This is a genomic window from Chryseolinea lacunae (assembly GCF_016735595.1).
GTDB classification, from domain to species: domain Bacteria; phylum Bacteroidota; class Bacteroidia; order Cytophagales; family Cyclobacteriaceae; genus Chryseolinea; species Chryseolinea lacunae.
Map to the genome: position 1 here is coordinate 1,383,588 of NZ_JAERRB010000001.1, position 25,294 is coordinate 1,408,881.

At 50.5% G+C, this 25,294-nt stretch carries 20 protein-coding genes; 5 read left to right on the forward strand and 15 right to left on the reverse strand.

The window, feature by feature from the left end; translation table 11 throughout:
* Nucleotides 1-219 precede the first annotated feature (219 nt).
* The 7 genes from JI741_RS05565 to JI741_RS05595 all read right to left on the reverse strand — a co-directional run bounded on the left by JI741_RS05565 (nt 220) and on the right by JI741_RS05595 (nt 7,007).
* Nucleotides 220-708: a hypothetical protein gene (locus JI741_RS05565; protein WP_202007999.1), complete on the reverse strand. Its 489-nt coding sequence runs from the start codon at nt 706-708 to the stop codon at nt 220-222.
* 16 nt (nt 709-724) lie between these two features.
* Complete coding sequence (locus tag JI741_RS05570; RefSeq protein ID WP_236675875.1) at nt 725-1,639, reverse strand: transporter family protein; 915 nt, start codon at nt 1,637-1,639, stop codon at nt 725-727.
* Between the two features lie 7 nt (nt 1,640-1,646).
* Entirely contained in the window at nt 1,647-2,684 is a 1,038-nt protein-coding gene (locus tag JI741_RS05575; RefSeq protein WP_202008001.1) for a cytochrome-c peroxidase, read from the reverse strand.
* A gap of 42 nt (nt 2,685-2,726) precedes the next feature.
* On the reverse strand, nt 2,727-3,527 hold the full coding sequence (locus tag JI741_RS05580; RefSeq protein ID WP_202008002.1) for an MbnP family protein: 801 nt from the start codon (nt 3,525-3,527) through the stop codon (nt 2,727-2,729).
* A gap of 102 nt (nt 3,528-3,629) precedes the next feature.
* Entirely contained in the window at nt 3,630-4,007 is a 378-nt protein-coding gene (locus JI741_RS05585; RefSeq protein WP_202008003.1) for a hypothetical protein, read from the reverse strand.
* A gap of 160 nt (nt 4,008-4,167) precedes the next feature.
* Nucleotides 4,168-4,590: an EamA family transporter gene (locus JI741_RS05590; protein WP_202008004.1), complete on the reverse strand. Its 423-nt coding sequence runs from the start codon at nt 4,588-4,590 to the stop codon at nt 4,168-4,170.
* Nucleotides 4,591-4,601: 11 nt separating this feature from the next.
* Nucleotides 4,602-7,007, reverse strand: a complete 2,406-nt coding sequence (locus JI741_RS05595) for a TonB-dependent receptor (protein WP_202008005.1) — start codon at nt 7,005-7,007, stop codon at nt 4,602-4,604.
* 457 nt (nt 7,008-7,464) lie between these two features.
* Here JI741_RS05595 and JI741_RS05600 point away from each other — a divergent pair, with 457 nt between their 5' ends.
* Together JI741_RS05600 and JI741_RS05605 are read left to right on the forward strand one after the other, a co-directional pair.
* Entirely contained in the window at nt 7,465-8,175 is a 711-nt protein-coding gene (locus JI741_RS05600; protein WP_202008006.1) for a hypothetical protein, read from the forward strand.
* Between the two features lie 20 nt (nt 8,176-8,195).
* Nucleotides 8,196-10,622: a mechanosensitive ion channel family protein gene (locus JI741_RS05605; protein WP_202008007.1), complete on the forward strand. Its 2,427-nt coding sequence runs from the start codon at nt 8,196-8,198 to the stop codon at nt 10,620-10,622.
* A gap of 52 nt (nt 10,623-10,674) precedes the next feature.
* On the opposite strand, the gene tamL is transcribed toward JI741_RS05605, so the two are convergent.
* The 3 genes from tamL to JI741_RS05620 all read right to left on the reverse strand — a co-directional run bounded on the left by tamL (nt 10,675) and on the right by JI741_RS05620 (nt 18,038).
* Nucleotides 10,675-12,948 carry a translocation and assembly module lipoprotein TamL gene (tamL, locus tag JI741_RS05610; protein WP_202008008.1) on the reverse strand — a complete coding sequence of 758 codons (2,274 nt, stop codon included), beginning with the start codon at nt 12,946-12,948 and terminating at the stop codon, nt 10,675-10,677.
* The gene (locus JI741_RS05615; RefSeq protein WP_202008009.1) at nt 12,945-17,234 is read right to left on the reverse strand and encodes a translocation/assembly module TamB domain-containing protein; all 4,290 of its coding nucleotides are present in this window, start codon (nt 17,232-17,234) and stop codon (nt 12,945-12,947) included. Before JI741_RS05615 ends, tamL begins: the two co-directional genes overlap by 4 nt.
* An 87-nt stretch (nt 17,235-17,321) precedes the next feature.
* A complete protein-coding gene (locus tag JI741_RS05620; RefSeq protein ID WP_202008010.1) occupies nt 17,322-18,038 on the reverse strand; it encodes a hypothetical protein in 717 nt (238 codons plus the stop codon).
* A gap of 219 nt (nt 18,039-18,257) precedes the next feature.
* Here JI741_RS05620 and JI741_RS05625 point away from each other — a divergent pair, with 219 nt between their 5' ends.
* A complete protein-coding gene (locus JI741_RS05625) occupies nt 18,258-19,484 on the forward strand; it encodes a BamA/TamA family outer membrane protein (protein ID WP_202008011.1) in 1,227 nt (408 codons plus the stop codon).
* 8 nt (nt 19,485-19,492) lie between these two features.
* Here the strand turns inward: JI741_RS05625 and JI741_RS32740 are convergent, their stop codons facing one another.
* The gene (locus tag JI741_RS32740) at nt 19,493-20,284 is read right to left on the reverse strand and encodes a CPBP family intramembrane glutamic endopeptidase (protein ID WP_202008012.1); all 792 of its coding nucleotides are present in this window, start codon (nt 20,282-20,284) and stop codon (nt 19,493-19,495) included.
* A gap of 32 nt (nt 20,285-20,316) precedes the next feature.
* Entirely contained in the window at nt 20,317-20,667 is a 351-nt protein-coding gene (locus JI741_RS05635) for a lipocalin-like domain-containing protein (RefSeq protein WP_202008013.1), read from the reverse strand.
* 157 nt (nt 20,668-20,824) lie between these two features.
* Between JI741_RS05635 and JI741_RS05640 the strand changes: the two genes are divergently transcribed.
* The gene (locus tag JI741_RS05640) at nt 20,825-21,757 is read left to right on the forward strand and encodes a TerC family protein (protein WP_202008014.1); all 933 of its coding nucleotides are present in this window, start codon (nt 20,825-20,827) and stop codon (nt 21,755-21,757) included.
* A 53-nt stretch (nt 21,758-21,810) separates the two neighbouring features.
* Here the strand turns inward: JI741_RS05640 and JI741_RS05645 are convergent, their stop codons facing one another.
* From JI741_RS05645 to JI741_RS05655, 3 genes are all read right to left on the reverse strand, one after another.
* Nucleotides 21,811-22,023, reverse strand: coding sequence for a hypothetical protein (locus JI741_RS05645; RefSeq protein WP_202008015.1), 213 nt, complete (start codon nt 22,021-22,023; stop codon nt 21,811-21,813).
* A 20-nt stretch (nt 22,024-22,043) separates the two neighbouring features.
* A complete protein-coding gene (locus JI741_RS05650; protein WP_202008016.1) occupies nt 22,044-22,724 on the reverse strand; it encodes an FAD-binding oxidoreductase in 681 nt (226 codons plus the stop codon).
* Nucleotides 22,725-22,842: 118 nt separating this feature from the next.
* Nucleotides 22,843-23,700, reverse strand: coding sequence for an AraC family transcriptional regulator (locus tag JI741_RS05655; protein WP_202008017.1), 858 nt, complete (start codon nt 23,698-23,700; stop codon nt 22,843-22,845).
* 77 nt (nt 23,701-23,777) lie between these two features.
* On the opposite strand from JI741_RS05655, the gene JI741_RS05660 reads away from it, so the two are divergent.
* Complete coding sequence (locus tag JI741_RS05660; protein WP_202008018.1) at nt 23,778-25,061, forward strand: hypothetical protein; 1,284 nt, start codon at nt 23,778-23,780, stop codon at nt 25,059-25,061.
* Nucleotides 25,062-25,294: the final 233 nt, after the last annotated feature.

Consider the following 25,294-nt stretch of genomic DNA (forward strand, 5'->3'; position numbering starts at 1 on the left):
TAGTCTTTTTGACTATAAGTAGGCCTATAAAAAAAACTGCGCCAGATGGCTGTCTAAAACAGGCTTCGATTTCCAGGCCATCATGCCACTGCAATCGGTTGTGTAAACATAATGTATTTCCTACACATACAAGGCCATCACCGTCCTGCACCCAAATTTTCCGCGGAAAAAAAGCGTTGTAGAACGCTTTTTTTCCGCCGGGGTCTGCTCATAATCGCGTTAGTTCCCTAACGCGTTCTTTGCATCGTCTATACTTTTTTCCATCGCTGCTTTCACTTTCTCAATCTGTTTCTTCTGCTCTTGCTGAATCTTGAGTGATTCGTCGGGGGCAGTTTCCTTCGGGGCGCTTGCACTGGCGTGTCCGGAAGAATGCTGTGCGTGGCCTACTGGCGCTGACGCTCCGGGAACATCCTGAATGTTGTGCATCCAGTGCATCATGTCGTTGCTGGCCGCTTCGAGTGCAGAAAGTTTTTCGCGCACAATGGATATTTTCTGTGCATTGGTCACGGAGTCGGTAAGCAAAGAATCTCTCCTGGTTTTCAACTTGCCTTCCAGGGTATACACCTCGTCCATGCGAGGCATAAGTTCATCGTGAATTTTCATGGCCTCCTGATACACGGTTTGTGCCGTTGCTTCTGTCGTTACTTTTTGGCGTTCGCAGGCGGTTAACCAGACGAGGGCTGAGCATATGACCAGGATAGTTTTCATAGTGATGTTGTCCATTTTAAAAGTTGAAGGTGAGCGATGTTGTCCAGCGCGCCTTGCTGGTGATGTCGGCCGTGGCGTCGCTGTTGTAGTGTTGAGACACGGGCTTCTGGTAGTTGACACCCAGTGTGAAACGATTGATGTAGATGTCCACACCGCCGGAGCCAAGCCAGGCAGATCCACCGGTGTTCACCTGAATGATATCCCCATCCTTGTGCATGGCAGCCTGCTCATAGTTCATGCCCGCATGTGGAAGGAATGAAAAGGCACCTGCCGTTTGCCAATAGAACAGTTGAGCCGACGCGCGATATTGATTGCCAAACAAATATTCATGACTGTTGCGGGTATTGATTTTGTAGCCCGTCTCCACATTGATGCCTGTCTTCTTATAACGAAGGGTGTAGACGGCGTTTACATTGAAGTCTACGCTTCCCGTGCCGAGCTGAAAATTTCGGTTGATAATCTTCCCTTTATCTTCCAGGTCAAATTTCCCCGTGGGCAGCTTAACACCACCACCGGCAATGAGCGTGTGTTTAAAATCAGACTTGCTTTCGCCGGTATTGACCACCACATAGTTGGCCATGATGGAAATATCTCCAAGTCCGCTGGCCGACACAGCCTGATCGGTTCCGTTCATGTTGTTGTAGGCATAAGGAACAAAGGCAAACAGTTGAATGCGTTTCGTGAGATAATATCTTCCCCAGAGTTCCACCTTGGCATAGGTGTCGTTAGACTGCTGTGCCGACAGGTATTGGGTGGGTGCTATGTAAGAATGAAATTTTGCCTGTGACCATCGCAGGCCCACGAAGTTTTTATTGTAAAGCGGGAGAATGCCAAAGTAGTTTCCGCCCAGTGAACATCCGCAGACATCGCATGCGCGCGCCGGGCATGAAGCAGCAAGGCTCAACAGGATTAAGACCATCATTTTTTTCATGTTCTGTTTAGTTAAGGAACGGATTAGAAAATCGTTTGTCGTTGGTGAAATTCCGATCGGTCAGCGTTTTAATGTAGAGTATAATCTTTGCTTTTTCATCGTCGGTCATGACAATTCCAAGAGCGCCGTTTTGTTTTAATGCAGGATCAAGCGTTTCCGATTCTTTCACAGAATGCGCATAGTGGTTGAGCACTTCTTGTAAGGTTCTGAATCGTCCGTCGTGCATGTAGGGAAACGTAAGCTCGGCATTCCGGAGGCTGGGCACTTTAAATTTGCCGCGGTCGTCGGCCGATTCGGTGACGCGCGCTCTTCCGGAATCCTGCGCGAAGGTTTCGTTCAGTCCGTTGTTGCGAAAGGTGCCGTCGGTGAACATATCTGTGGCATGGCAGGTGCTGCACTTGGTTGCAAACAACTTCATGCCCGCAGCTTCGTCGGCCGTGAGTGTTTCGCCTTCGTGGCGGATGTAGCGATCATATCTTGAATCGGCAGAGATCATCATGTTCATGAATTGCGACAGCGCATACAACATTTTCTGACTGCTCACTTCACCTGTGCCAAACGCGTTCTCGAATTTCTCGCGATACACATCGCTCCGACTCAGCTTCGTGACCACATGGCTCAACGACTCGGCCATCTCTATTTCGCTGGTGATGGCGTTGATGGGAACAAAGTCAAGATGATTCACACCACCGTCCCAGAAGAAGTGTGCTTGAAAGGCCATGTTCTGAATGGCGGGGGCATTCCGAAATCCGGATACGTCGTTCACACCTTTGCTGAATTTATGAACCGGGTCGGAGAAACTTCTCACCTGCTGATGGCAGTTGGCGCAGGCAATGGTGCTATCGGCCGAAAGCACCGGATCATAAAACAACGCCCGGCCAAGTTCAAATCTGTCCTTGGTTACAGGGTTGTTTTCGAAGGTGTAGGTTGCTGGCGGAAAGTTGCTGGGTTGCTGAAAGACATAGGCCGTATCTGCCGGTGAGATGCCTTCGCTGCCGCAACCGAAAAGAAACAATCCGATTATGAACACTATCGCTGTTCGCATAGTCAAGGCGCTGTTAAATCCAATGTGGACTAACGTTGCTTTTTAGTTGGCGTGAACATGATCGACCACAAACGACGCAGCGATGTTGCCGGCCAGCGTCTCGCATGCTTTGGGTGAGTGGCGGCTCGCGTTGGTGGAAAACGTTACCTGCTCGCCCGTGCCATTGAAGAATTTGTTCACATCAAAAAGCAAATGCACCTCAGGTTCGTGTTGGGCTCTTACGGGCGCAGTGTCTCCATTAAAGCTTAGCGTGATCGTTCTGACGTTGTTGACCTGGCTGGACGCGGCGTCGGCCTTGTATCCGCCGACGTGGTATTGAAATACGTTTTCGGTTTCGGTAGATGCTGGCGACACACCTTCGATGGCCAGAAAAATGTAGCCCGAATTCCAACTCCAGAACAGACCTTTGGCAGGATCGAGTGCACCGGTTTGCGCGCCCTGATCTACCTGGCTGGCATCCACACCAATGGTGAACGTTACTTCGGTATAGTCGCCGGCAGGAACATTTTTGAGTGTGATCTCCTGCGACGCTGCATCGTTTTCATCTACCAGGTAGTAGCCTGCCGATCCGTCTGATTTTATCGGATCTTCAAACACGGTGCCGTCTGCTTTTTTGAGCTTGACGTTGCTCACATAATAGGTGAGCCAGGTGAGCTTGTAGGCTTCGCCCTTGGCATTGGTGTAGGGCGTGTTGGTGGTGTTGAGTTGAAGGTTGGTAGCGCCCACAACATTGTCGAACTCCAAGGTGATGGGACCGCTCTCTGCAATGCTCTCGTCGTCGGAGCAGGAAACTGTGGACAATAGAATAACACCCACGAACAGAAGTGAACATATTTTTTTCATGTATGAAAGACTTAAATAGAATGAGATTATTTACGCAAAAGGATAGCTGTTGCCGGACAAAGTCCGGGCAAAAGAAAAAAATGAAAAATGATTTTGCGTGGGTTACGCGGGCGGATGAAAGATCGGGAATCCGGGAGACGTATACTTCTTGTGATGAAGTATAGTGAGGTGATTTGCCAGTGTTATTTCAGAACGTGGATCAACACGAACAAGATCAAATTGAAAGAACAGAATAATTTCGCGGGCCTGCGACAGCGTGGGCGGAAGGTGCGACTTGTCGGAATCGTGCGTCACGATAGTTAAGCCCTTGTCGAAGTCGTAGTCGTGATGACAGACGGCGATTGGAATTTCGTCAATCAGCCCCAGGGCGAATGCAATTTCCTGACGTTGTGCATAGAGGTAGGAAAGGAAATTCATCCTGCTGGCACAATGGAGTACCATGCTGGTCAGGATGAGAAAAATTACAACCTTCCGTAACATGCTGGCAAAGATAACGTCCGAAAAGACAGATGCAAAAGATTAAGCTCATATTCTCGTATGAATAAGGGTAGTGAATTTATTTATTTAAGCATCTCGTCAGTTCCCGTTTGAAAACTTCCGGTTGATCGATCCAGGCTACTGCCACAACAGCACACCAAGATCACTTCCAGATAAGAACAATCATCCCGGCAAAGATCAACGCGCCGCCGAGTATTATTTTGGCATTCACCGGTTCCTTCAAGAGAAAGAAAGACAACAGCAGGGTTATGAGAATGCTGGCTTTGTCGATCGCAGCAACATAAGACACCAGTCCATCCTTCATCGCTCTGTAATAGAAAATCCAGCTCAAAGTAGTGGTGATGCCCGAAGCAATCAGCAATACTATTTGAACCGTCGTGAGGCTTGCAAATTCTTTGAAGCGCGCTCCGACAATGTTCAGGGTGGTGATGATGACGAAGATCACCGTGGTGCGGATGCCTAGCCCAAAGTCGGCACTGATATTTTGAAGTCCGTATTTTGCGAGCACCGAGGTTAGCCCGGCAAAGATCATGGACAGAATCGCGTATAGAACCCAGGTTTGCATGGCATGTCTGTTTAGAATTTGTAGGTATATCCCAGCCTGACCACTTGTGTTTCATAGTAGTCTTTGCTCACATAGTGAAACCCGGCACCCTGAACTTCCTTTTTGATGCGGAGTGTGTTTCCGATGTCGGATGCATTCAGGAAAACTTCGCCCTTGCCGCTCTGAATCGACTTCTTGATTCCCAGGTCTACATAAAAACGCGAGTAGGTTTTTCCTTGCGGAACGATATCGGGTGCCGAGTAGACGCTGGTGAATTGAACATCGTATTTCCGCGGCAAATGAAAGAGCCCGTTCAGCTTCATGTTTCCGGAGAAAATCTCCTGTCGTTCGGCAGCAAATGTATTCTCCTGTGGGTATTTATTAACCACCTGGAAGGCCTCCACAATGTTCTGATAGCCGTTCAGATTTAGATTGAAGACAGCCCACTTGCCAACATTTTGCGACAGGATGATCTCTATTCCGGAGGTGTAGCTGTGTCCGGCATTTTGAAAAATGTTGTAGATAAGATCGCTACCGGGAACCGTGCTGGCAATTCTGGTGATGGTGGCATCCATACTTTTGTGATACAAGGACGAATACAGGTAGCCATCGCTCCAGCTTGTTTTATAGCCAACCTCAACGGTGTTGGTGAACTGCGGACGCAGGCCCGGGTTGCCGACTTTGATAATTTCTGCGTCGTCGTATTTCGGAAAGATTCGGATGTCTACCTCGTTTGGCCGGTCAACACGACGATTATAAAACAGCGACAAGGTGTTGTTGTTGTCGAGCTTAACAGCAAAGCGAAGATTTGGAAACGGCTGTGTGTAGTTATAGCCGTCACTTTTATAGGTGCTGTGGTCGGGATTCACTTTATAGTAGATGTCGACATACTCTACACGAAGGCCCGCTTCAATTTCGAAACGCTGGTTTTCAAAAACATAGTTTCCGTATGCCGCCGGTATCACTTCGCTGTAGTCGGCCCAGCCGCCGGCGCTCACATCGAGCGGCGAATTGAGCCCCGGAATGAATTGCATGTTGGTGGGAATGAAACGGTTTCTGAATTTAAGCCCCGTTTCAAAACGCCCATACCGCAGGGGCTGCACATAGTCGACAGTAAAATCAGCAACGTGCTCGTCGGAGAGCAACTTGAATGAATCGAGTCCGGTGTAGGTAGGCAGGATGTTGGTGAAGAAATATTTTTCATCTTCACGGTGAAATGTGTAGTTAACGCCCACATTCAACGACCGCCCCGGTTGTTTAAATTTATGCTGCCAGGCCGCCATGGCCGTCACGGTTGTTTTCAGTTCGTCTTCCAGAAATTGCCAGAGGCGTTGCCTTTCCGAAAGGTCACCATTGAAGAACGGCTCATCGCCACGGTCCAGGATTTTTTCGCTGCTAAATAGTCCGGACACAGTCAGGGTGTTGTTGTTGTTTACATACCAATCAAACCCTCCTTTGGCCGTGACAATGTTGGTGGTTCGGTTTCGTTTGGTCTGTTGCCGCACGATGTCGCCATTGTCGTAGAACCTGTCGACAAACTCATTCTTGTTTAATGTTTTTGTATACAGATCGTCGGCTTGCAGAAACAGGTTTATTTTTTTCTTGCGATAGTTCACAGAAACAGACGGATTGATCTTTGGTGTGTTGCTATACTGCGGTCGTATGGTTGGATAGTTTTCGCGTTTCTCCCACAGTGCGCCAAGCCCCCCGGTGAACCCCACCTTTCCGTTGAAACCTTCTTTGACTTCCTTTTTATAGACGATGTTAATGATCCCTGCGTTTCCGTTGGCATCATATTTAGAAGATGGGTTGTTGATGACTTCGATTCGCTCAATGGCCGAAGCCGGAATATTGTCTAACGCACGCTGGTTGCCAAAGCCGGTAAGGGCCGTTTGCTTGCCATCGACCAGGACAGCCACTTTATCGCTTCCCCGCAATTTGACAGTTCCTTCTTCGCTGATGGTTACCCCGGGCAGGTTCTGCATGACCTGTAACAATGACCCGCCGCTCTGGTTGATGTTGTCGGCAATCGAAAATGTTTTTTTCTCCAGGGTCTCGGCCACTTCATCCTTGGTGCCGCTCACGGTTATTTCCTGCAGCATTGTGGTGATGGGCTCGATGCTTAACATGCCAAGATCAAGGAACTCGCTCAGCTTGCCAACCAGAAGCGATTGTTTGTGGGGAGCATAGCCGACGTAGGATGTTTCGAGAACATAGTTTCCCGGGGTGATGCCGTTAATTGTGTAGCGGCCATCTTCTGTGGTGACTGTGCCGGCCACAAAGGTGCTGTCGGTGCCGGTCTTCAGAATAACGTTGACGTAAGGAAGGGCTACGCTCGAGACATGATCTTTTACAACGCCAGAGACGGCAACTTTGATTTGTGCATAGGTGCCCGTGGATAGGATGACCAGCAAAAAAAGTGATCCAATTCGTTTCATGCCGGCAAGATGAATTCTAAATCTGTTGAAATTCTGTGGTTAAAAATTCAAGCGTCGGACTGCGATTTCAGGATCTGGTGAAAGAATGACCTGCTGGACTCAAGGTTTATAATTCAGTGGAAATTCTGAAGAAATTATATCATCTCTAGATATTTACCAAAACATTGAAGCTGTTACAAGTTTTCCTTCTTCTGATTAACCAAACCCATCAAACCCAATTAGGCGAATCTTCCGGGATGGTTTTTAAGCACCAGCCGTGTTGTGGGGCAGTTTTTTATGAAATAATGCAAATCCTTGACTAATTTGAACAACTTAAATTATGTCGCAGGCAGCGTCGTCATTTCAGTTTTTTTACAAACGACGGTTGCACTGCATCGAAAGCGCTAGTTTGATTGAAGAATTATTCCAGTAGTATGAACGTGAAACTTTTTGTTAAACCCAAAAAATCACCCTACTCATGAAAAAAACGTTACGATTTTTTTTGGCCTTCGTTGTACTCGCACACATTGTACTGCAGGCAAGCGCGCAAGACGAGAGTTCCTTTGGAGCGTTCTATGCACTGCCGGTGGGAAGCTTTGGATCAACTGATGTAAAAGAGGGTGGCTTTGCCAAACCCGGATGGGGTTTTGTCTTCGACTCGCGCTCCACCTATAAATTCCTTCCCAAAGGAATGTCGCTTTATTTCCATTCCACCTATCAGTGGAATACGATGGATACCGAAAAGGTGGCCGAGGCTTTCACCCAGGCCCTGGGGCGCAGAACCGTTACATCCAGCAGCCGCTACAGCCCTTTGCTCACAACCATCGGTCCTGCCTACACGTTCGACCTGGGCCAGAAGGTGAAGCTGGGCGTGAACACAAGTGTGGGCATCATGTTTAACAATACCCGTGCTTTTTCGCTCCAGGTCTACGACGACAACAACAACGAGCTTCTGCGCGAAACCATCAACTTCAACAACAATGTGGCGTTTGCCTACACCGCCGGATTCGAACTGAAGTTCCCGATCCTGGAAAACGTTTTGAGCGGCGCCATCTATGCCGATTACACCGGTGCCAAACAAAAAACAGAATTAACCTTCGACACGCTCGATCCGATTTCTTCCTTTCAAAAAATCAGGTACTTGAATTTGGGATTCAAACTGATCGTGCCGAAGAAAAAAGCAGAGTAACGTAAACAAAATTCGATCGATTGAAAAAACGACTATCCTTTCTGACGGGAATGTTATGCCTGGTGTTCCTCAACGGCGCAGGACAAACAAAAATCGGTAGCGATTCGGCTCACCATGCCAGCGAACGTGTTGCCGATTCCCGGCCAAAGACCAAAGGATTTGAGATCGAACGAACACGATTGAAACAACGGCGACTGATTGCCGAGATTGAAGAAACAACCCAGTCCATCAAGGACTATCTGCGCCGTGGCATCGATACCCTGTCGATGCGTCGGGAGTTGATCGGGATCGATCACTGGGACTCCCTGGCCCGCGCCGCAAATCACCCCGACGTTGTCACGATCCCGTCTTTTCGCAACGTCACCACTACCGCCCGGATTCTGACCGGGTTGAGAACACTGATGGTGAGGCGAAAAGCCACGCTGGAAAAATATGCCGACGCCCTGGACCACTATACGTATGTGCTCGACTCGTTGCGTGCCGATAGCCTGCTGACCTCGTTGCCCCAAGACGAGCCACCCGCCACCGACGACCTGGTTCAACGCATCAACACACTCACACTCCTGGTGCAACCGGTAGACTCTGCCCTGGCGCGGGCAGCGCTGCACGTGCACACGCTGTTGGCACGTGCCTCCCTGCAACTTAAAAGAGCAGATGCGTCGCTGGAGCATCTCGGCGCTGTGCAAAATGAAATTTCAAAGGCGACCTTTAGCCAGGAAGCAGACTACTTCTGGCGCATGTCGGGCACGCCCGGCGAATGGAACAGCGTTGTCGAATTTTCGATGCTACGCGCCAGGGTTGTGCTGCTTTTTTATTGCGCGGCACATCAAACGGAAATCGTTATCATACTGGTCACACTGATTCTCTGCGCGACCTATCTGTTCACGTTGCGTCGCGTGTTGGAGGAAGAAAAATTGCTACACGCCAACACCGCGGGGCAGCTTGTGCTGCGATATCCATTGCTGTCGGCACCGGTCATTGTCATCAGCCTTTTCCAGTTTATCTTGCCCGACCCACCGGCCATCCTGAACTTCATTTTGTGGATGACTACTGCCCTTTCGCTCACGGTGGTTTTTTCGCACACCGTCAACGGCTACTGGATGAGGGTGTGGCTTGCCTTCCTCATCCTGTTTTTTGTTAGCGGCGTGCTCAACCTCCTGCTTCTTGTTTCGGTTGTGGAGCGCTGGGCCATGCTGTTGCTGGCGCTTGGTGGCAGCGCGGTGGCACTAACGGCCCTGCTGGGCAACAAACACGAGCTTCGTGAGCGACGCATTCTTTATTTTATCGGCCTTGTGCTCATCCTGCAGCTCGCTTCCATTGCGGCAAACCTCGCCGGGATGTATAACCTGTCAAAAAACTTGTTCACCACCGGATACTCAAGCCTGATGATCGGCATCCTGTTTCTCTGGACCGTGCGCCTGATCAATGAAGGCCTGGGCTTGTCGTTTCATGTATACACACTGAACGATCGCAGGCTGTTTAGCATAAACTTCGAAAAGGTTGGAACCCGAACACCCTACTTGCTCACCGCCGGCCTGGTGGTGGGGTGGTTCATTTTGTTCGCCCGCAATTTCTATGTATTCAAAGTCATCTCCGATCCAATAAAAGAATGGGTCCTCACACCGCGCACGGTGGGTGGCTATTCGTTCAGTGTGGCCAGCATCCTGGTATTTATTTCCATCATGGGCGTAGCCGCCGTCATATCCCGCATCGTATCATTTTTTGCTTCCGACCGGCCGCGAAGCAGAGATGGGCGCGCTGGCATAGGGAGCCTGTTGTTGCTTGTTCGCATCGGCATCATGGGCATGGCCTTGTTTCTGGCACTTGCCGCAGCAGGCATACCGTTAGACAAAGTCACCGTCATTCTGGGTGCCTTGAGTCTGGGCATTGGCTTTGGGTTGCAAACGCTCGTGAACAACCTGGTGAGCGGGCTGATCCTGGCCTTCGAACGCCCTGTTAATGTTGGCGACATCGTGGAAGTTCAGGGTAAGGTGGGTGTCATGAAATCGATCGGGTTCAGAAGCAGCCGCATTGGAAGCTGGGATGGCGCCGATGTGATTGTTCCGAATGGCGACCTCTTGAGTGGCCAGCTTGTGAACTGGAGCGACAACGAATCCAGCACACGCCTGGAGCTTGAGCTGGGTGTGGCCTATGGAACCAACCTGCGCCGTGTTGAAACCCTGCTGAACGAAATATTAAAAAAACACGAAGGCATAATCGACAAGCCCGCGCCGGCTGTGCTCTTCCAGGGGTTTGACGAGAGTGCCATCAGCGTGAAAATTCTTTTTTGGGTAACGCAATACAAGGACGGGTCCCGGGTGCGTAGCGAACTTATTGTGAGCATCGACGACGCCTTCAGACAACAGGGCATCATCATGCCGTTCCCACAAAGAGAGGTGAACGTACGAAAAATCGCGCCCACACCCGAGCCGCCTGCGCTTGCATAGTGCCAACCTATTTTTTACGATCGGCACGTTTGCCTACACGGCAAGATCAAACTCAAAACGGCAAGCCAAATCCCACCACGGGTCCCCACATCGGAAGTTTGTTTTGCCACAGCCATTTGTAGCCGTCGATAAAAAAAGGAGCATAGAGCACACAACCATAATCAACACGCAACACCAGCACGTTCACATTCACCCTCAGGCCCACGCCCGCGGTGAGATAGCTGTCGTTAAAAATTTTGTTCCAACGAATTTGTCCATAAGGCCGGCTGGGGTCTTCGCGCAACAGCCACACGTTTCCGGCATCGCTCCACAGGGCGCCGCTCAGGCGGGAATTGATGCGAAAGCGATATTCAAGGTTCACTTCCATCTTCAGGTCGCCCACTTGATTGATCTCGCCCTCGCGCAGTTCAACATAACGTCCCGGCCCGAGCCGCCGCGCATTGATGGGGCGCAGACTGTTGGCACCTCCCACAAAAAACTGCCGGATGTAGGGAAGCTGCCGCGAATTGCCATACGAAATGCCAAAGCCACCCACGTGACGAAAGGCCAGTTCGGCGCGATTGTTAAGCCGGTAGTGTGTGCGGAACTCATAGGTGAGTTCAACAAATTGTGAAAAGTCCAATCCAAAAATACCGCGCCGGTCTTTGCCTTCAGAGCCTCCCGTGTTCACGCGACTAAGCAGGTACAAAAGATTTCCTGCCGATTCAATTTTTCCTTCGAAGTAGGTGCCGATACGTTTATGCGTGGTAGCCAGGTTGTCGTACTTAAAAGAATAGAATGCGCCCAGAATAAACTGATCGGTCAGGCTGGTTTGAAGCGAAGGGTTTTGTTTAACCAGTGTGTCATACAGGGGCGTGGTGTTCAGCAAATCAGAATACGTCACCTCTACCGGCGAAAGGCGGTGCGACATCTTCGGGCTGCTCTTCCAGGTGAAGGCATAGCCAACGCTAAAGCTTGCCATGGTGAAGTAGTCGCGGCGGTCGTTAAGCTCGCCATTCAGCATGATGTTCTTTTTTGGCAGCGAATAACGATCGTGTATAAATCGAAACGGAGGTGTGATGAGCGGGGCCGACAACGTGGACCGCAGCGACACACCCGTTGAATTGGAAACACGCTCCTTATACACGCCGATAGGAAAGTAGTAATAGCCGTCAAGATCAACCGAAAGGTTCTCGGCGCCGTGAAACACATTTAGCTGTGTGAGGTTAAGCCCCAGCGAGGGTCCGTAGTAGCCCGTAGCCCGGTAGTTTCCTTTCACGTTCGCGCTCACCGATGTGGCATCCAGGGTTTGCATCAGCACACGGGCATCAATGGATGTAGAGTCGCCGTTTGCCACACTAAACGACACCTGTGGATTTCCAAACACGCCCATCTCCGACAGATTGCGTATCGACGTTTTCACGTTGGCCAGCGAATAGCGCGTCTGCTTTCTCACGGTGATGAGGCTGTCCAGCAGGCGCCGCCGCATCTTGCCCGCTTCAAAATAATAAAATTTATCGCCGTCGTTTTGTTGCGTCATCGTGTCCACCACCAGCCGCCGTTCTCTGATTGTCTGGGTGGTGAGATAGGCTGGTCGCAAGCCGTCGTCCAGGCCCACGTTCACATCCATTTGTTTGGCTCCCACCGTGGTGTCGGCTTTCACCACCACATGATCGCGCTGAATAAAAAAATGTCCATTGTCCTGGAGAAAATTCCAGAAGGCGGCCTTTTCGCTTTTGATGTCCTCCAGGTTAAACTCGTCGCCGGGCTGCAGCTGCGATTCGAACCGTGCAACCACCGGCTGCATCGCGGCAGCCGTGGTGTCTACGCGATGAGTCACAACCCTATAGGTATACGCCTTCGGTATCAGCAAGCCATAGCTCACCCACGCTTTTGTTCGCTTGCTGTTGTAGTGAACGTTGTAGCTTCCGGTGGTGCCAAAGTGTCCATAGTTTTCGAACAGGTTGATGAGCTTTTGCGTTTTCAGATCGGGCTGGATAGCGCTCAGCAAAACGGGGCGTTCGCCAAAATTGTTCATCATCCAATAGCGAAAACCCGCTGTCTTCTCTGTATAAAACCAGTTATACATAATTAGCCGCGCAGGCACAATCCGGAACGACGGAAAACCAAAGGCAGCACCATTGGGCAGATCCCAAACGGTCCAGTAGGCGCTCGCCTTTTTTATCGAGCCCTCGCGAATGTTCCACCCGGTGGCAGGCGACTTTTCCATCCGCAGCCCGCGGGTGCCCACATAGAGGGTTTCGCCTGGCGGCAAGTGCCGCGTTCCCGAACAGGACACAAACACTATTGCCACAACTACCAAAATCGCCCTGCGCAGTTTCATCATGGCTTCTTTGGTTTTCTATAGCGGCTCAGGAAGTTTCGGAACCGCCTCACATAGGTAACACCCACCGACGATTCGTCTACCATCCCGTCGATCACGCCGGTGTACACGCTGGCCCGGCTGCTTTGCAGTGTCACAGTGGGATCTTCCCGCAGCACATACTCCACCTTGATGTTCGACAGTGACGAATTCCCCCCGGTCAAATCAACGTTGCCGCCCATCGACAGTTTGATCTTCTTGTTCAATATGCCACGCGACATCATATAGCCCAACCGGTTGGTTGGTCCGTTGCCATCCGTAGCCACGCGGCTGTCGTCATAAAAAGATACGTCGGCACCCTTGATGTTCCGGCTTGCAATTTCATTCATCTTGGTCACCAGGCTTTCCATCAAGGGGTTCACTTCAGACGCGCCGCTGGTGTTTATGCGTCCGCGGATCATCAGGGCCAGGGCATTGGCCTGACGCGAGTCGGCCGGTTGCGACCTGATCCAGTCGGCCACCTGGTTGTTGGTGCTGGTCAGGTCGAGGGTGAGCGTCAGATCGTCGAGTGGCTGATCATTGATAGTGGCCACCACGGCTATCGGCCAGCGGTCGGATGTGTTTGTCCACAGCGATGATATTTCACTGGGCGCAAGTCTGAAAACCTCCGACCCCGAGAAGGTGATCAGCGGCCGGTTCAGTTCACCAGCCCAGCGCACCGCCGCCCGCTCAATGGTGAAGCGCAGGTCAGAGATCATGGGTGTGTGATACAAGATGTTGCCCGCGTTGCTTTCGATGCCGCCATACGCAAAGGGCATGGCGCTGTTCCCTGTTTTGAAAAACAATTTGCCCTGGGCCGTGGTCTTAATATGTTCCTGCTCGGCTTCGCTAAACAAAATGGTGGCGTCGATGGTGCCCACATCCAGTTCCACATTCCATGCCACGGGTGTGCTGCGCCTCCGGCTTCGCGGCACAACGTGGGCTTCGGTTTTCTCCTTGCCAAATTCCACAAATTCAATTTCGCGCTCGCGGTCGTCAAGGCTCACCTGATTCTTGTAGAGATACGTTACGGCGGCACCGTGCAAGGTGGCCACTCGCCCACTCACGCTATATTGTCCGCCCGAACCCGACACGCGCACATCGCAGGCCACATCCACCACACCACGCACCACGGCGCGCTCCTGTGTTTCGTCCAACAGCCTGAAGCGGTCGCTCTTCACGGCAAGGTCAAGCGTGCCCGCGTCAAGGTTCACGCCACCCTCAAGGGTCACTGCATGGTCGTGCTCATCGAGCAATGTGAAATGGTTCAGCATCACACGGCCGTCCTTCACCCGCACCGAATCGTTTTTTGTCTTGAAGTGAAGGTCATAGCGGGGTAATCGCACTTCCGTATCGGGAAAAACAACAAAGCCACCGGCATGCCATGTGGAATCATATGTGCCGGCAACGCGGCCATTCACCACACCCGACACGTGCAAGTCGCTTGCGTGCCAGGGCAACAGGGACGTGAGTTGGTGCAGGTCGATCTGTTCCAGCAACAGATCAAACGCCAACGGCTGGGCTAGTGTTCTCTGCAGGGTGGCCACGCACCGTCCCGCGCGTTGCGTCAACAAGGCTTTGGCCTGCAACAATTCCCGGCTGTTCTCGCCTTCAATATGCAGGTCGCCCAACATCACCGTGTCTATCTGTGCATGCATCACTGTTCCGGACCAGGTGTAGCGCTGTTCACGAATGTTGCACACAGCCTGGGCATTCAATACACCCGACAACGGCACGTCCGGCGAAAGCGCAGTAGCCAGAGGATGTATATCAAGACTGTCAACATTCATGCGAAGTTCATTATTCGAACCTTCCACGCGGATGCGCTGCTGTTTGTTGGCCACAACAAGGTTTCCCGAGAACGAGTCGAGCGCGCGGTTCACCTGCAAAAAACTACTTTGTTGGGTGTTCCAGCGCGTGCCTCCAAATTGCAGATCCATACCGCCAAACGCCAGCGTGTAGCCATCGGACAAAACCGACAGCGTGGCGCTCACGTTCAGCCGTTGCTCCAACTCGGGCAGCGACGCACGCAAGCCAACAGCAAATACACTGTCGCGCCGGGTGTCTACACTCAGGTCGGCGCTATCAATCAGCGTGAAAGGAGTGGTCAGTGAGAGGGCCGTCACGTGGCTATCGAGATGGCCACTGGAATAGTCGATATTTCCGGCCAAATCCTGGCCCGCATAGCCCGCCCACTCCGCGCCACGAATCACAAAATCCGCATGCACATTTTCAGCGGTCGATTCAATCACCGCCTTTTCGATCGCCAGCTTTCCCCGTTGCCCGGTCAGTTCCCAAATCAATGTGCTGTCCGCCGTCACGCTAAGTTGTGCTCGCGCCTGTGGAAATGTAGTTGGCCGATGGCCCATCCAGGCTGACTTCCAATCCCAGCTCAAGGCATCGCGATGCAGCAACGCATCGAACCACAACACATTCTCGAGGGCAAGGCGTGTGGTCAGCATCTGTCCGGGTTGTTCGGCAAGCGCGAAACTTCCCGTTGTCACAAAGGCGTCATGACTGTCTGCGCCTGTCATGCGCAACGTGTCGAGCTGTATGGCGAGCGCCCGTCGGTTCTCGACGGGACTATAAGTTCCCCGAAAGATCGAATGAATTCCTGTTGGCGAGCTCCTGGCCGAGAGCGATACAGAATAGTCCACCTTACCGCGGAAATCCATTTCGGCTTGTCGCATCACATTGCCTGCCAGTTCCAGCTCCAGTTGCACGGGCTGCGATTGAAGGGCCAGCGTGGTCATCTTCGGCGTGTAGCGAGCCGCTGCGTGTGGCGCAACGAACCAGGCGTTGTTTAGCAGCATCGAGTCGCTGCGCAATTGTAGGGTGAGGGAGGAAAGCTTTCCTTTGGCAAAATCTGTATTCGTGACTACCGACGCACCCGCGAGTTTCAGGTCCGAATTCAGACCCGTTGCAAAATCGGATACCGATAGCTGCGGCGAATGCAACGTAGCCCGCACGTGCATGCCCTGCTTTGTTTGTGTGATTGACGACGAATAGCGCACGGCCGTGCGATCAACCCAAACCTGCCCCGTTGCGTGCAGCCGGTCATAACGTCCGGCCACGTGCACGGTGCCACGCAGGGCACATTCTTTTTCTGCTGTCGCGCGCGTCATCCCAAACCAACCGGCCAGTTTTCGCGACGATGTGTAAAGGGACGTCACCTTTAGATCGATGCTGTCGCGCAGGCCGCCGATGCCCACAAATCCATTTCCAACAAACGAACCATAGCGGTCTGGCGTCAGGGCCGCGTCGCTAAACATGAGCCGCCCGTGGTGATAAGACGCGCCGCCCTGAAAATCCACACGGGTGTCGGACGGCAACATGCTTTTCCACGACGGAAAAAAGAAAAGCAACAGATTGGTATTAAAATACGAAGGCTTGAACACCGTGCCTACTTCCACGCTCCCGTCGCGATGAGCAATCGCTACTTTCGACGTGGCCACCTGCAGCCCGGGCAACACAAGCGACAGGTTGTTGATGGCCGCGTCGTCCTGGCCATTCACCGTCACGCGGTCGGAAGCGAAGTGCACATCAAGCGAATCCTGATAACGAAACTGCAGCTCGCGCAACGACACGTCTACCTGCTCCGGAGTGTTCGCCCCGCCAAACAGCAGGCTCAGGTTGCTCACCACATAGGGCTTGCCGCCATAATCAATAGCTATGCCGCAGTCGTCAAATTTCGCATAGCGGATGGCAAAACGCGGAAGCGATGAGAGCAAGAATGTTTTTTCTCCAGCGCCTGCTTGGCTATTGCCGTGCACATATTGTCCATCAAACCGGCTCGCCTTGTTTATCAGCGAATCGATGGAAAGGCTATCCTGAAAACGAAGACCGGCCAGGCGCACATCGCCCAGCAGCAGCCTCGAAAAGTTGGAATCGCTGCGAAGCGATATCGCGATGTTCTTCAGACGCACGCGGTCAAACACCATGCCGGGAAGCGTGGCCAGGCTATCGCCACTTTGAGAAGATGCCCGTACGTCGGCGGTAGCGTTCGCGATGGTTAAAAAATTGCCATGGATGTTTCCATGCAACAGTGCGCCCCACGACCAGTTTGCTTCCACCGTGTCGGCTTTCACGGTGAGGGAGGCCTGGTGCACAGACAGGCCGCGCACGTATAGTGTTGAAGGGAACCGGAACGAGGCACGATCATAGGCAATGCCATAGCGTGTCAGCAAATACAAACCCGTGGTAGCGGCTATCACGCACAGCAACACCACGCACGCCAGCGCCCACGCCAGGCGTTTCAGAAATAAGCGCATCGCAGGAGACGAAGTATCCAAAGGGTTTGGGTCGGTTCGGGTCAGACGACTACTAACAAGTTACGCATTCTGGCCAATCGTTTTGTGCTAATGTAAATTTATCGCCGCCCCCAGGCCCAGGTTCACAAACGACAGATTGAAGTACGAATGAACGCTTTCCAAATTCGCCACCGAAGAACTCACTTTTTCGCGTGCCGCCGAATAGTTGGCAAAGGCCACCAGGCTCACGCGTGGCGACAGTGTATACTCCCCGTTGCATCCCAGCAAAAACGTGAAGTTGGGATCGGTGTGAAACTGCACGTCGGCCGTGGTGAGCAGCTTTGCCTGGTTGTCATAAAATGAAAGGTTCAGCGCATCGATGTTGGTCAGCAAAAAACCAATGCCCGTTTTGATGCCGATGCGAAGCGATGGTGACGCGGGAATATAGAACGTGGGGCCGAGGGTGACCAGCAACGGATGAAAGCTGGCTTTTGAAACCCGCGCATTCACATCGAGCGCCTCAGAAAGTTCGGCCGACATCGCATCGTTGTCGATAGGATTATTTTGATAGGAGGTGTGGAGGTTCAACGCAAAAAATGTTGGCCATGACTTGAGTCGCAGTTCATACTCCAGCATCACGCCCCATCCGGATTTAGCGGCGCTGCCGTCGTCAGCAGACGTGGAGCGATACTTGCCCAGCGGCACCGACGAAAAAAGGCCGGCGGTGAGTTTGCCTTGCGCGCCGGCTCCATATCCGGCCAACACAAACGCAATCGATAGCAATAGTTGTTGAATTAGAGAACGGATGACGCGCGTTTTTTTCATAGCAGACCAATTGTGATTCCAAGGTAGGGCATGGGCGCGAATAACCCAACACAGCGGCACCCCTAAGTTGTTTTTACAAGGCCGGCGATCTTTGGGCATCTGCAGGCTTTTTCTTAGTTTCAGGCTGCCAAAAATCGAACGGCAACACCTCGGCCCGAAGTGGGTTGCATGCCCGGGTGTTTGAAGGTTCAACAGGCACAAAACGTTTTCGAAACATCCATGACAAAACACTTTTTGCTTGCCCTCTTGCTTTTCAGCGCAGCCCTTTCCTCTGCCCAAAACATCGCCACGGCTCCCACCTTTCGCGCGCCCGCCCAAACCCTCCCCGCATGGCAGCGCCACCCACTCAGCCTGCACCAGCACAATGTTTTGCTTCTGAAAGACACTTCAAACACCATGAAGAAGCTCAACAGCATGAACACCTTCATGCAGTGGTATATGATTTACTTTCCCGTGCCTTTTGGGTCGTATAGCAAAGAGACCAGCTGGTTGTTCGGGCTCAGCAAATACAACGCGTTCAAAATTCGCCAGGATGCGCACGACACCATTGTGCAGCCTTCAAGCATCTCGGCTTTTGGATACTACACGCTGAACACACAATATAAAATGGTGCTGGAATCGAACCTGATGCTGAAGCACAACAAGGCCATCTGGAAAACCGACCTCATCTATATCTACTATCCGCTGCTTTTCTATGGCGTGGGCAACCAAACCAAGCTGGAACAACAACGCGTGCTCAACACGCTCAACTTCCAATTCAGCACCTTCTATCTTTTCAGGGTCTGGAAGAAGTGGTATGTTGGCCCGACGTTCGACTACTACAACTACAAACAGGTTGAACTATCGGAGCTCTCGCGTGTGTTTGCCGGCGATTCTGCCGCGGTTATCCATGCCGTGGGACGACAGTCTGGTCTGGGGCTAAAGATTTCGATGGAAGGACGCGACAACCGGCTCAATGCAAAGCGTGGTTTTTTCTTCGACGCCAGCTATCAGTTCTTTGACAAATCGCTGGGCAGTCAGTATAACTACGACTACTTTCAACTCGACGCGCGCTACTACTTTCGTTTGACTAAAAAAATAGTGCTGGCCTCGCAGCTGCGCACCGAATCGAAACAGGGCGATGTGCCCGTGCAGTCGCTGGCTTTCCTCGGCGGTGACTACTTTATGCGCGGCTCGTACCTGGGCCGCTATCGCGACAACGTGTCGGTGATTGGCCAAACCGAAATGCGCTTTCCCCTCTTCTGGATTTTTGGCGGCACAGCGTTTGGAGGACTGGGCCAGGTGGCCCCGGACTATAGCAAACTCAACATGAGCTCGTTTCACAGCAACTATGGTGTGGGCCTGCGCCTGCAAGTTGACAACGCACACGACATCAACCTTCGCTTCGACATGGGCTTTAGCGGCGACGAAGCCTTGTTTATTATGAATTTCTCTGAAGCGTTCTAGCAGAAGATTTATTCGCCGTCTTGCTCTGGCAAGGATTGCAGAAACCGATTCACCGTTTCCTTGTTAGACAGCACTACAATTCCTGTGATGCCAAAAATTAACGGCGAAAGTGCAAGCAGCACACCCACCGCAGCATTCCACGGATCGCGCGCGTTGCCCGGAACCGACAAATTCATCATCACCGAAAAATCAAAAAGCCCGTGCACGACCATGGCCGGCACCAGGCTACGCGTTTTGACGCGGATGGCCAGAAAAAGCAATCCTGAAAAGGCCGCCATCACCGCCTGGGCCACACTGCTCCGCAGCTGGCCCGTCACCAGCGTATTCAACACATGGACACCGCCAAAAAAAACCGACACCAACACCACCACCCATAAAAATCTGATGCGGCCTACATGTGCCCCAAAAACATAGCCGCGAAACATCATCTCTTCCGAAAATCCCACCAGCGCGGTGTTCACCAATATCCATTTGAAGTTATCTGCATTGTTAAATCCGCCACCAAACGCGACATGTATCAGTACAGTTGTGATAACAACTGCCGGGTAGATAAGCAGCCAGGCGCCGTGAAGAAATGGCGTTGTTAAACCGGCAGCTCTTCCATGGCGTGTCAGCACTGTGAAGGCCAAAAGCACCAGGCATGCAGACAGGATAGGCCACGACAAGGCTGCGTCGATGGTATTGAGCAGGGTTGTGTCGTGATGTTCGCCCATAAACATCGGGAAGACTATACATCCTATCCAGACAAGCAGCAGGGCCAGCACCTTACCGATGGGAAGGGCGCGTGATGTGTTATTCACTAGCGCTATGCATTTACAGTATGATCAAAAAACTAGTCCGCCGCCTTTTCATACTCCAGCCTGCCCGTCATGTCGTTGTTGATGACACGGCGTTTGGCGTCGAAATATTCAATCGTGAACTTAACCTTTATGATGCTAATCTTCACCGTCAGCACTTTGTTGTCGTCTGAAAGTTTCCACTTTCCGTTACTCGTTTTGCTACCCACAATGCCTTCAAATTTGCCATCGTCAAAAAATACCTGGTAGGTATCATCCTTTATTTCCTTATCAACACCATCCTTGGTTTCTTTCACGAGCTTCCATTTTCCAATAAGCTCTTTCGATGTTTGGGCATTTACAGACACAGCGCCCAGAAACAGTAGTGATGCGATCAGTAATTTCATTGTGATAGTTTTTTGTTTTACATTTTCGATATGTGCAAAATACTATTGGCACGGCTAAAAACAAAGCTTGCACACACAACCTGAGCAGCCTTGCCCCATGGGGAATTGTCTTTATTGCGGTATATTGGTTAGCCGTTGCTGCAACGGCCCCGCACATATGAATGACACGGCAATTCTTTGGATCGTTTTCAACCTCTTTGTGCTGGCGATGCTGGCCCTTGACCTGGGTGTGTTTCATCGAAAATCACACGACGTAACAACGAAGGAGGCCCTTGCCTGGACAGGCGTGTGGGTGAGCCTGGCATTGCTTTTCAACGTTTTTCTGTATTACTATTTCGACAAAGACACCGCCGTTCAATTCTTCACCGGCTACCTGATTGAAAAGTCGCTCAGCGTCGACAACATCTTTGTCATCATCATGATCTTTTCCTATTTCAACGTGCCCAGCGCCTATCAGCACAAAGTATTGTTCTGGGGCATTTTGGGTGCCCTGGTGATGCGGGTCATTTTTATTCTATCGGGGGTCGAACTCATTCACAGATTCCATTGGCTTATCTACATTTTTGGAGCTTTCCTTGTCATCACCGGAATTCGCATGCTGTTTTCGGGAGATGAAAAAATAGAGCCCGAGAAAAATCCCTTGGTGAAGCTGGCCCACAAACTATTTCCGTTCACGCCAACCTTTGAAGGCGATCTGTTCTTTGTGAAACGCGACGCCAGACTATGGGCCACACCACTGTTTCTGGTGGTGATCTTAATTGAGGCGACAGACCTCATTTTTGCAGTGGACTCCATCCCCGCCATCATCGCCATCTCCGACGATCCCTTCATTGTGTACACCTCCAACGTATTTGCCATCCTTGGTTTGCGTTCGCTATACTTTGCGCTCTCGGGAATCGAGAAATATTTCAAGTATCTGAAATATGGTCTTTCGGCCATCCTCATTTTTGTTGGTGTGAAAATGAGCATCACCGATCTCTACAAGATCCCGACCAATTTGTCGCTCGTTGTCATTATCGCCATACTCATCATTGCCATGCTGGCGTCTGTGTTGGCGCAAAAGAAAACGCAAAACGTTAATCGCGTCTAACCAAATGACGCACTTTTTGTCGGCGATGGGAGTGTTTTAGGAGGAAGGCGTTGCTAATTCTGCAGCGCCTCACAATCATAGCCATTGCGCCTCAGAAGTTGAATGACGGCCTGCTCATTTTCTATTTTACTATCAACGCGCAAAACTTTGTCGCAATCGTCGAGGTCGAACGTCCATTTTGCGTTTTCCAAACGTTCTTGCAGCACAGGCTTCAATCGCTGAACATCTGCCTGGGTTGCTACCGAGGTTTTGAATACATAGATCACGGCGGTTGGTTTTAGTTTTTTTATAGTCCCTTCTTTCCCTCAAGCCAATAGCCTTGAGAGAATATTTTTCCGGTGGTTAAATTCTTCAACCCCTTTCTGAACACATGAACCGACTTTGCATTCCCCGTTAAAATAAAGTTGGCGGTCGGCATGTCAGGATAGTGTGGAATGGAAGATGGCCCCTTGGGAAGCACTGTGTAGTTCTCAAAGCCCAGCAACGGAAGCACCTGTTCATTTTCACGGCCCAGCGCGAAGTAGAATTGAAATTGATGTTGATTTTCTTTCAGCACCCGAAGAAACGAACACGCCAGACCCAACGATGTTTCATCTCCAAAAATCACTTGTTGTTTTACAGCGGGTTCGTAAAACTTTTTGCCCCTTGGATCGCTGATAAACAATTCGTCGCCCACGTTAAGACTGTTAATGAAATTGCTTCCCACGCCGTGGCCATGAATGTGAAAGATCATATCCAGAGTGCCGTCCTTTGCATTGTGGCCGGCGACCGTATAGTTTCTGTATTCCGTTTCGCCTACGCGAATCACGTTGGCATAGCCAATCTGGAGGTTCATCTTTGATAGGTCACCCCGAAAACGAATCTTCTTTATTTGCGGACTGAGATAGGTGGTTGCTAGCACCCTGAAGTTTGGGCGGAGCGAAGCCTCAAACAAGTTTCCTATCCACTTCGGTATTGTTGAAATCATAGTTGTAGTCTCTACCGATCGGGAAGAACAGAAACCTCCATTCCAGCCCGATTTGTGTTGACACAAAGGACCGGCGAAAAGGAAAAGCAATCAATGTTCATTCGTAGTAAGCATTGGACTAATCGAGGTTTTTGCTCCGGAAGGTTAAGGGGCTCATCTTGGTGACTTTCGCAAACAGGCGCGAGAAGTAGGGGTAATCGTCGTAGCCCAGCTCGTCTGCAATTTCTTTTACGGTTTTGGTGGAGTGATAGAGCAGCCGCTTCGCTTCCAGAACAACGCGCTGTTGGATGTGATGGGAAACCGATTGGCCGGTTGTGTTCCTAACACATTCGTTGAGATAGGGAATGGATATGTTGAGCATGCTGGCATAAGCCGCCGGCTTTTTGATCGTCACAAAGTTTTGCTCCAAACTGGCCTTGAAAGACTTGGCAATGATCTCAAAACGCGACAACGATTCCACGGCTCTGGACTGCGACAGGTATTGCGAGGCAATTAAGGCGACTAGCGTATTGCAACTGTCTTTTAGCAGGGAGTGGTATAGCTTTTCGTGTTTGCGTTCAGACAGTTTGATGCAAAGGGACACTGCTTCAGAAATAAGCGCAAATGTTTCCTTCTTTAACAACAAGGGCTTAACCGGTGCAATGTCACCCAACAATTTATGGTATTCGGGGGCCAGGCTTTCGTTGTTGATTGCCAAAAAGCTGAGCGTTATGTTTTGAAACTCCCCCACCCTATGGATTTGATTGGGATGAATGTAGATAACCGATGATGGCTTGATCTTGTATTTTTGAAAATCAATCTCTATGGGTGTGCTCCCTTTTTCTTGCAAAAAGAATAAATGATAGTCGTCTCTGTGCGATTGTTCGGCTTCCTCGAAGGTATGCAGATCTTTGATGGTTGCCTTCCCCACGGCAATGCCCGCACCGAACCTTTGGGCCATGGTGTTCAGCGGGATGGATTTTGATTTTTTACGCATCTGATCAAATCATTGCCGGATTTAGCATGGGCAAATATACATTTTAAGCGTTGTGCCGTTCGAACGTATGTGTATTTTTGAAAGAACTATCAGTCACCTATCCATTGGTGATGAAACATTTGACGACGATGGGATTAGGCATTCACTTAAGAGCAAAGATAGCTGCACCAATACAGCTTTCTACTATACAAGATCATCTTACCCGCCATTCGTCGGGGCTATTCAAAGATTTTCTTTCCTTTAGCGGCAACGAAAATTCACTTCACGTTACTGTGCATCCGTGCGAGGAAACCGTGGCATTTGAATTGGTCGATAACAATCTTATTTGTTCGGCAAGAACCAATAGCGTTGGACCAGGGTATCACGCTTACTTGGTTGAGCTAGTTGAAAAACTGGGAACAGTGCTTGGAATAGAATGGAATTGGAATTTTCAGGATGACGAGGAGCATTACTCCGATGAAACTGATTATTACAATCACCGAAATTTCAAGCAACTTCAATTCGAAATGCTTAAATGGCTTCGAGCACTAGCCAATTCTCTCATTGTAGAGAGCAACAGCGAACAGTTCATGCTCACGATGCCCTTGGGGTATCCGAGAATGAAACGTAGCTTTTTTGCCGCATCGCCCATGCGAATATGGACGCGAGAATTATTTAAGAAGATTGCTGAATCTGAAATTGAGGACTTGGAATGGGCCGCTCAAGAATTTTTTATTTGGTGGAATAGAAAAGATGACGAACAGTTCTATAAAAAGACCGGAATTGCATTGCTAAACGTTGAGTGTCCTTGGCATTACCCAACGGACGATTTGGAGAAAAAAGTATTGTATATTATTGACAATACCTTCGAACGATCTAAACAACTAAATCCACAACTCGATCTTCCTCTGAAAGATTGGGACACTGTGAAAAAATTTCTAAATGAAGAAGAAACAGACATTCCTGATACTGAGTTCGGCTACAAAAAACACTTGATGACCTTCGACTTGCCCGGCAAATGGATGATTGATTTGCCCGGAAATATCTACCACACGGTTGATGACAGCTCAGAAGTATATTATGATCATGAAAGGACCGTTCGCTGTATATGCTATACAAGAAACGACGACAAATCTGACGCAGAGTATGCCGACGGCTTTTTTAGCAACAAAAACGACTATGAAGTAGAGTATCTGGCCAGTGCGACGAACATAGCGGGAAACGCAGTGCTGTACTATAGCATAGATAAAGAAACACAACAAGAGTATTGGATATTGCAGGGCGTAAAGGTGAAAGGAGGAAAATTTGCATTCTCTACAATTTCTTATCCCAGTGAAGAACATAAAAAATGGGCTATAGATGCTTGGAATTCAATCAGGTGAGGTTGCTCGCATAGCGTGATAAGGGCTTAATCGAGTTTTGTTTGCTCGCTGGATTTCGCGTTGATTATTCTCCGGAAGACGATTTTTCAATCCCAGTAGCTTACTTGAAACGGTTTATTTTTTTCTTACTTTTCAGTATAGGAAAATATCTAAAACAGTTACACCAAACGGTTAGCGGCTATGGCGACCTGTCACAAATGTGGAGCACCAAACGCAAATTACAGACGGACAAC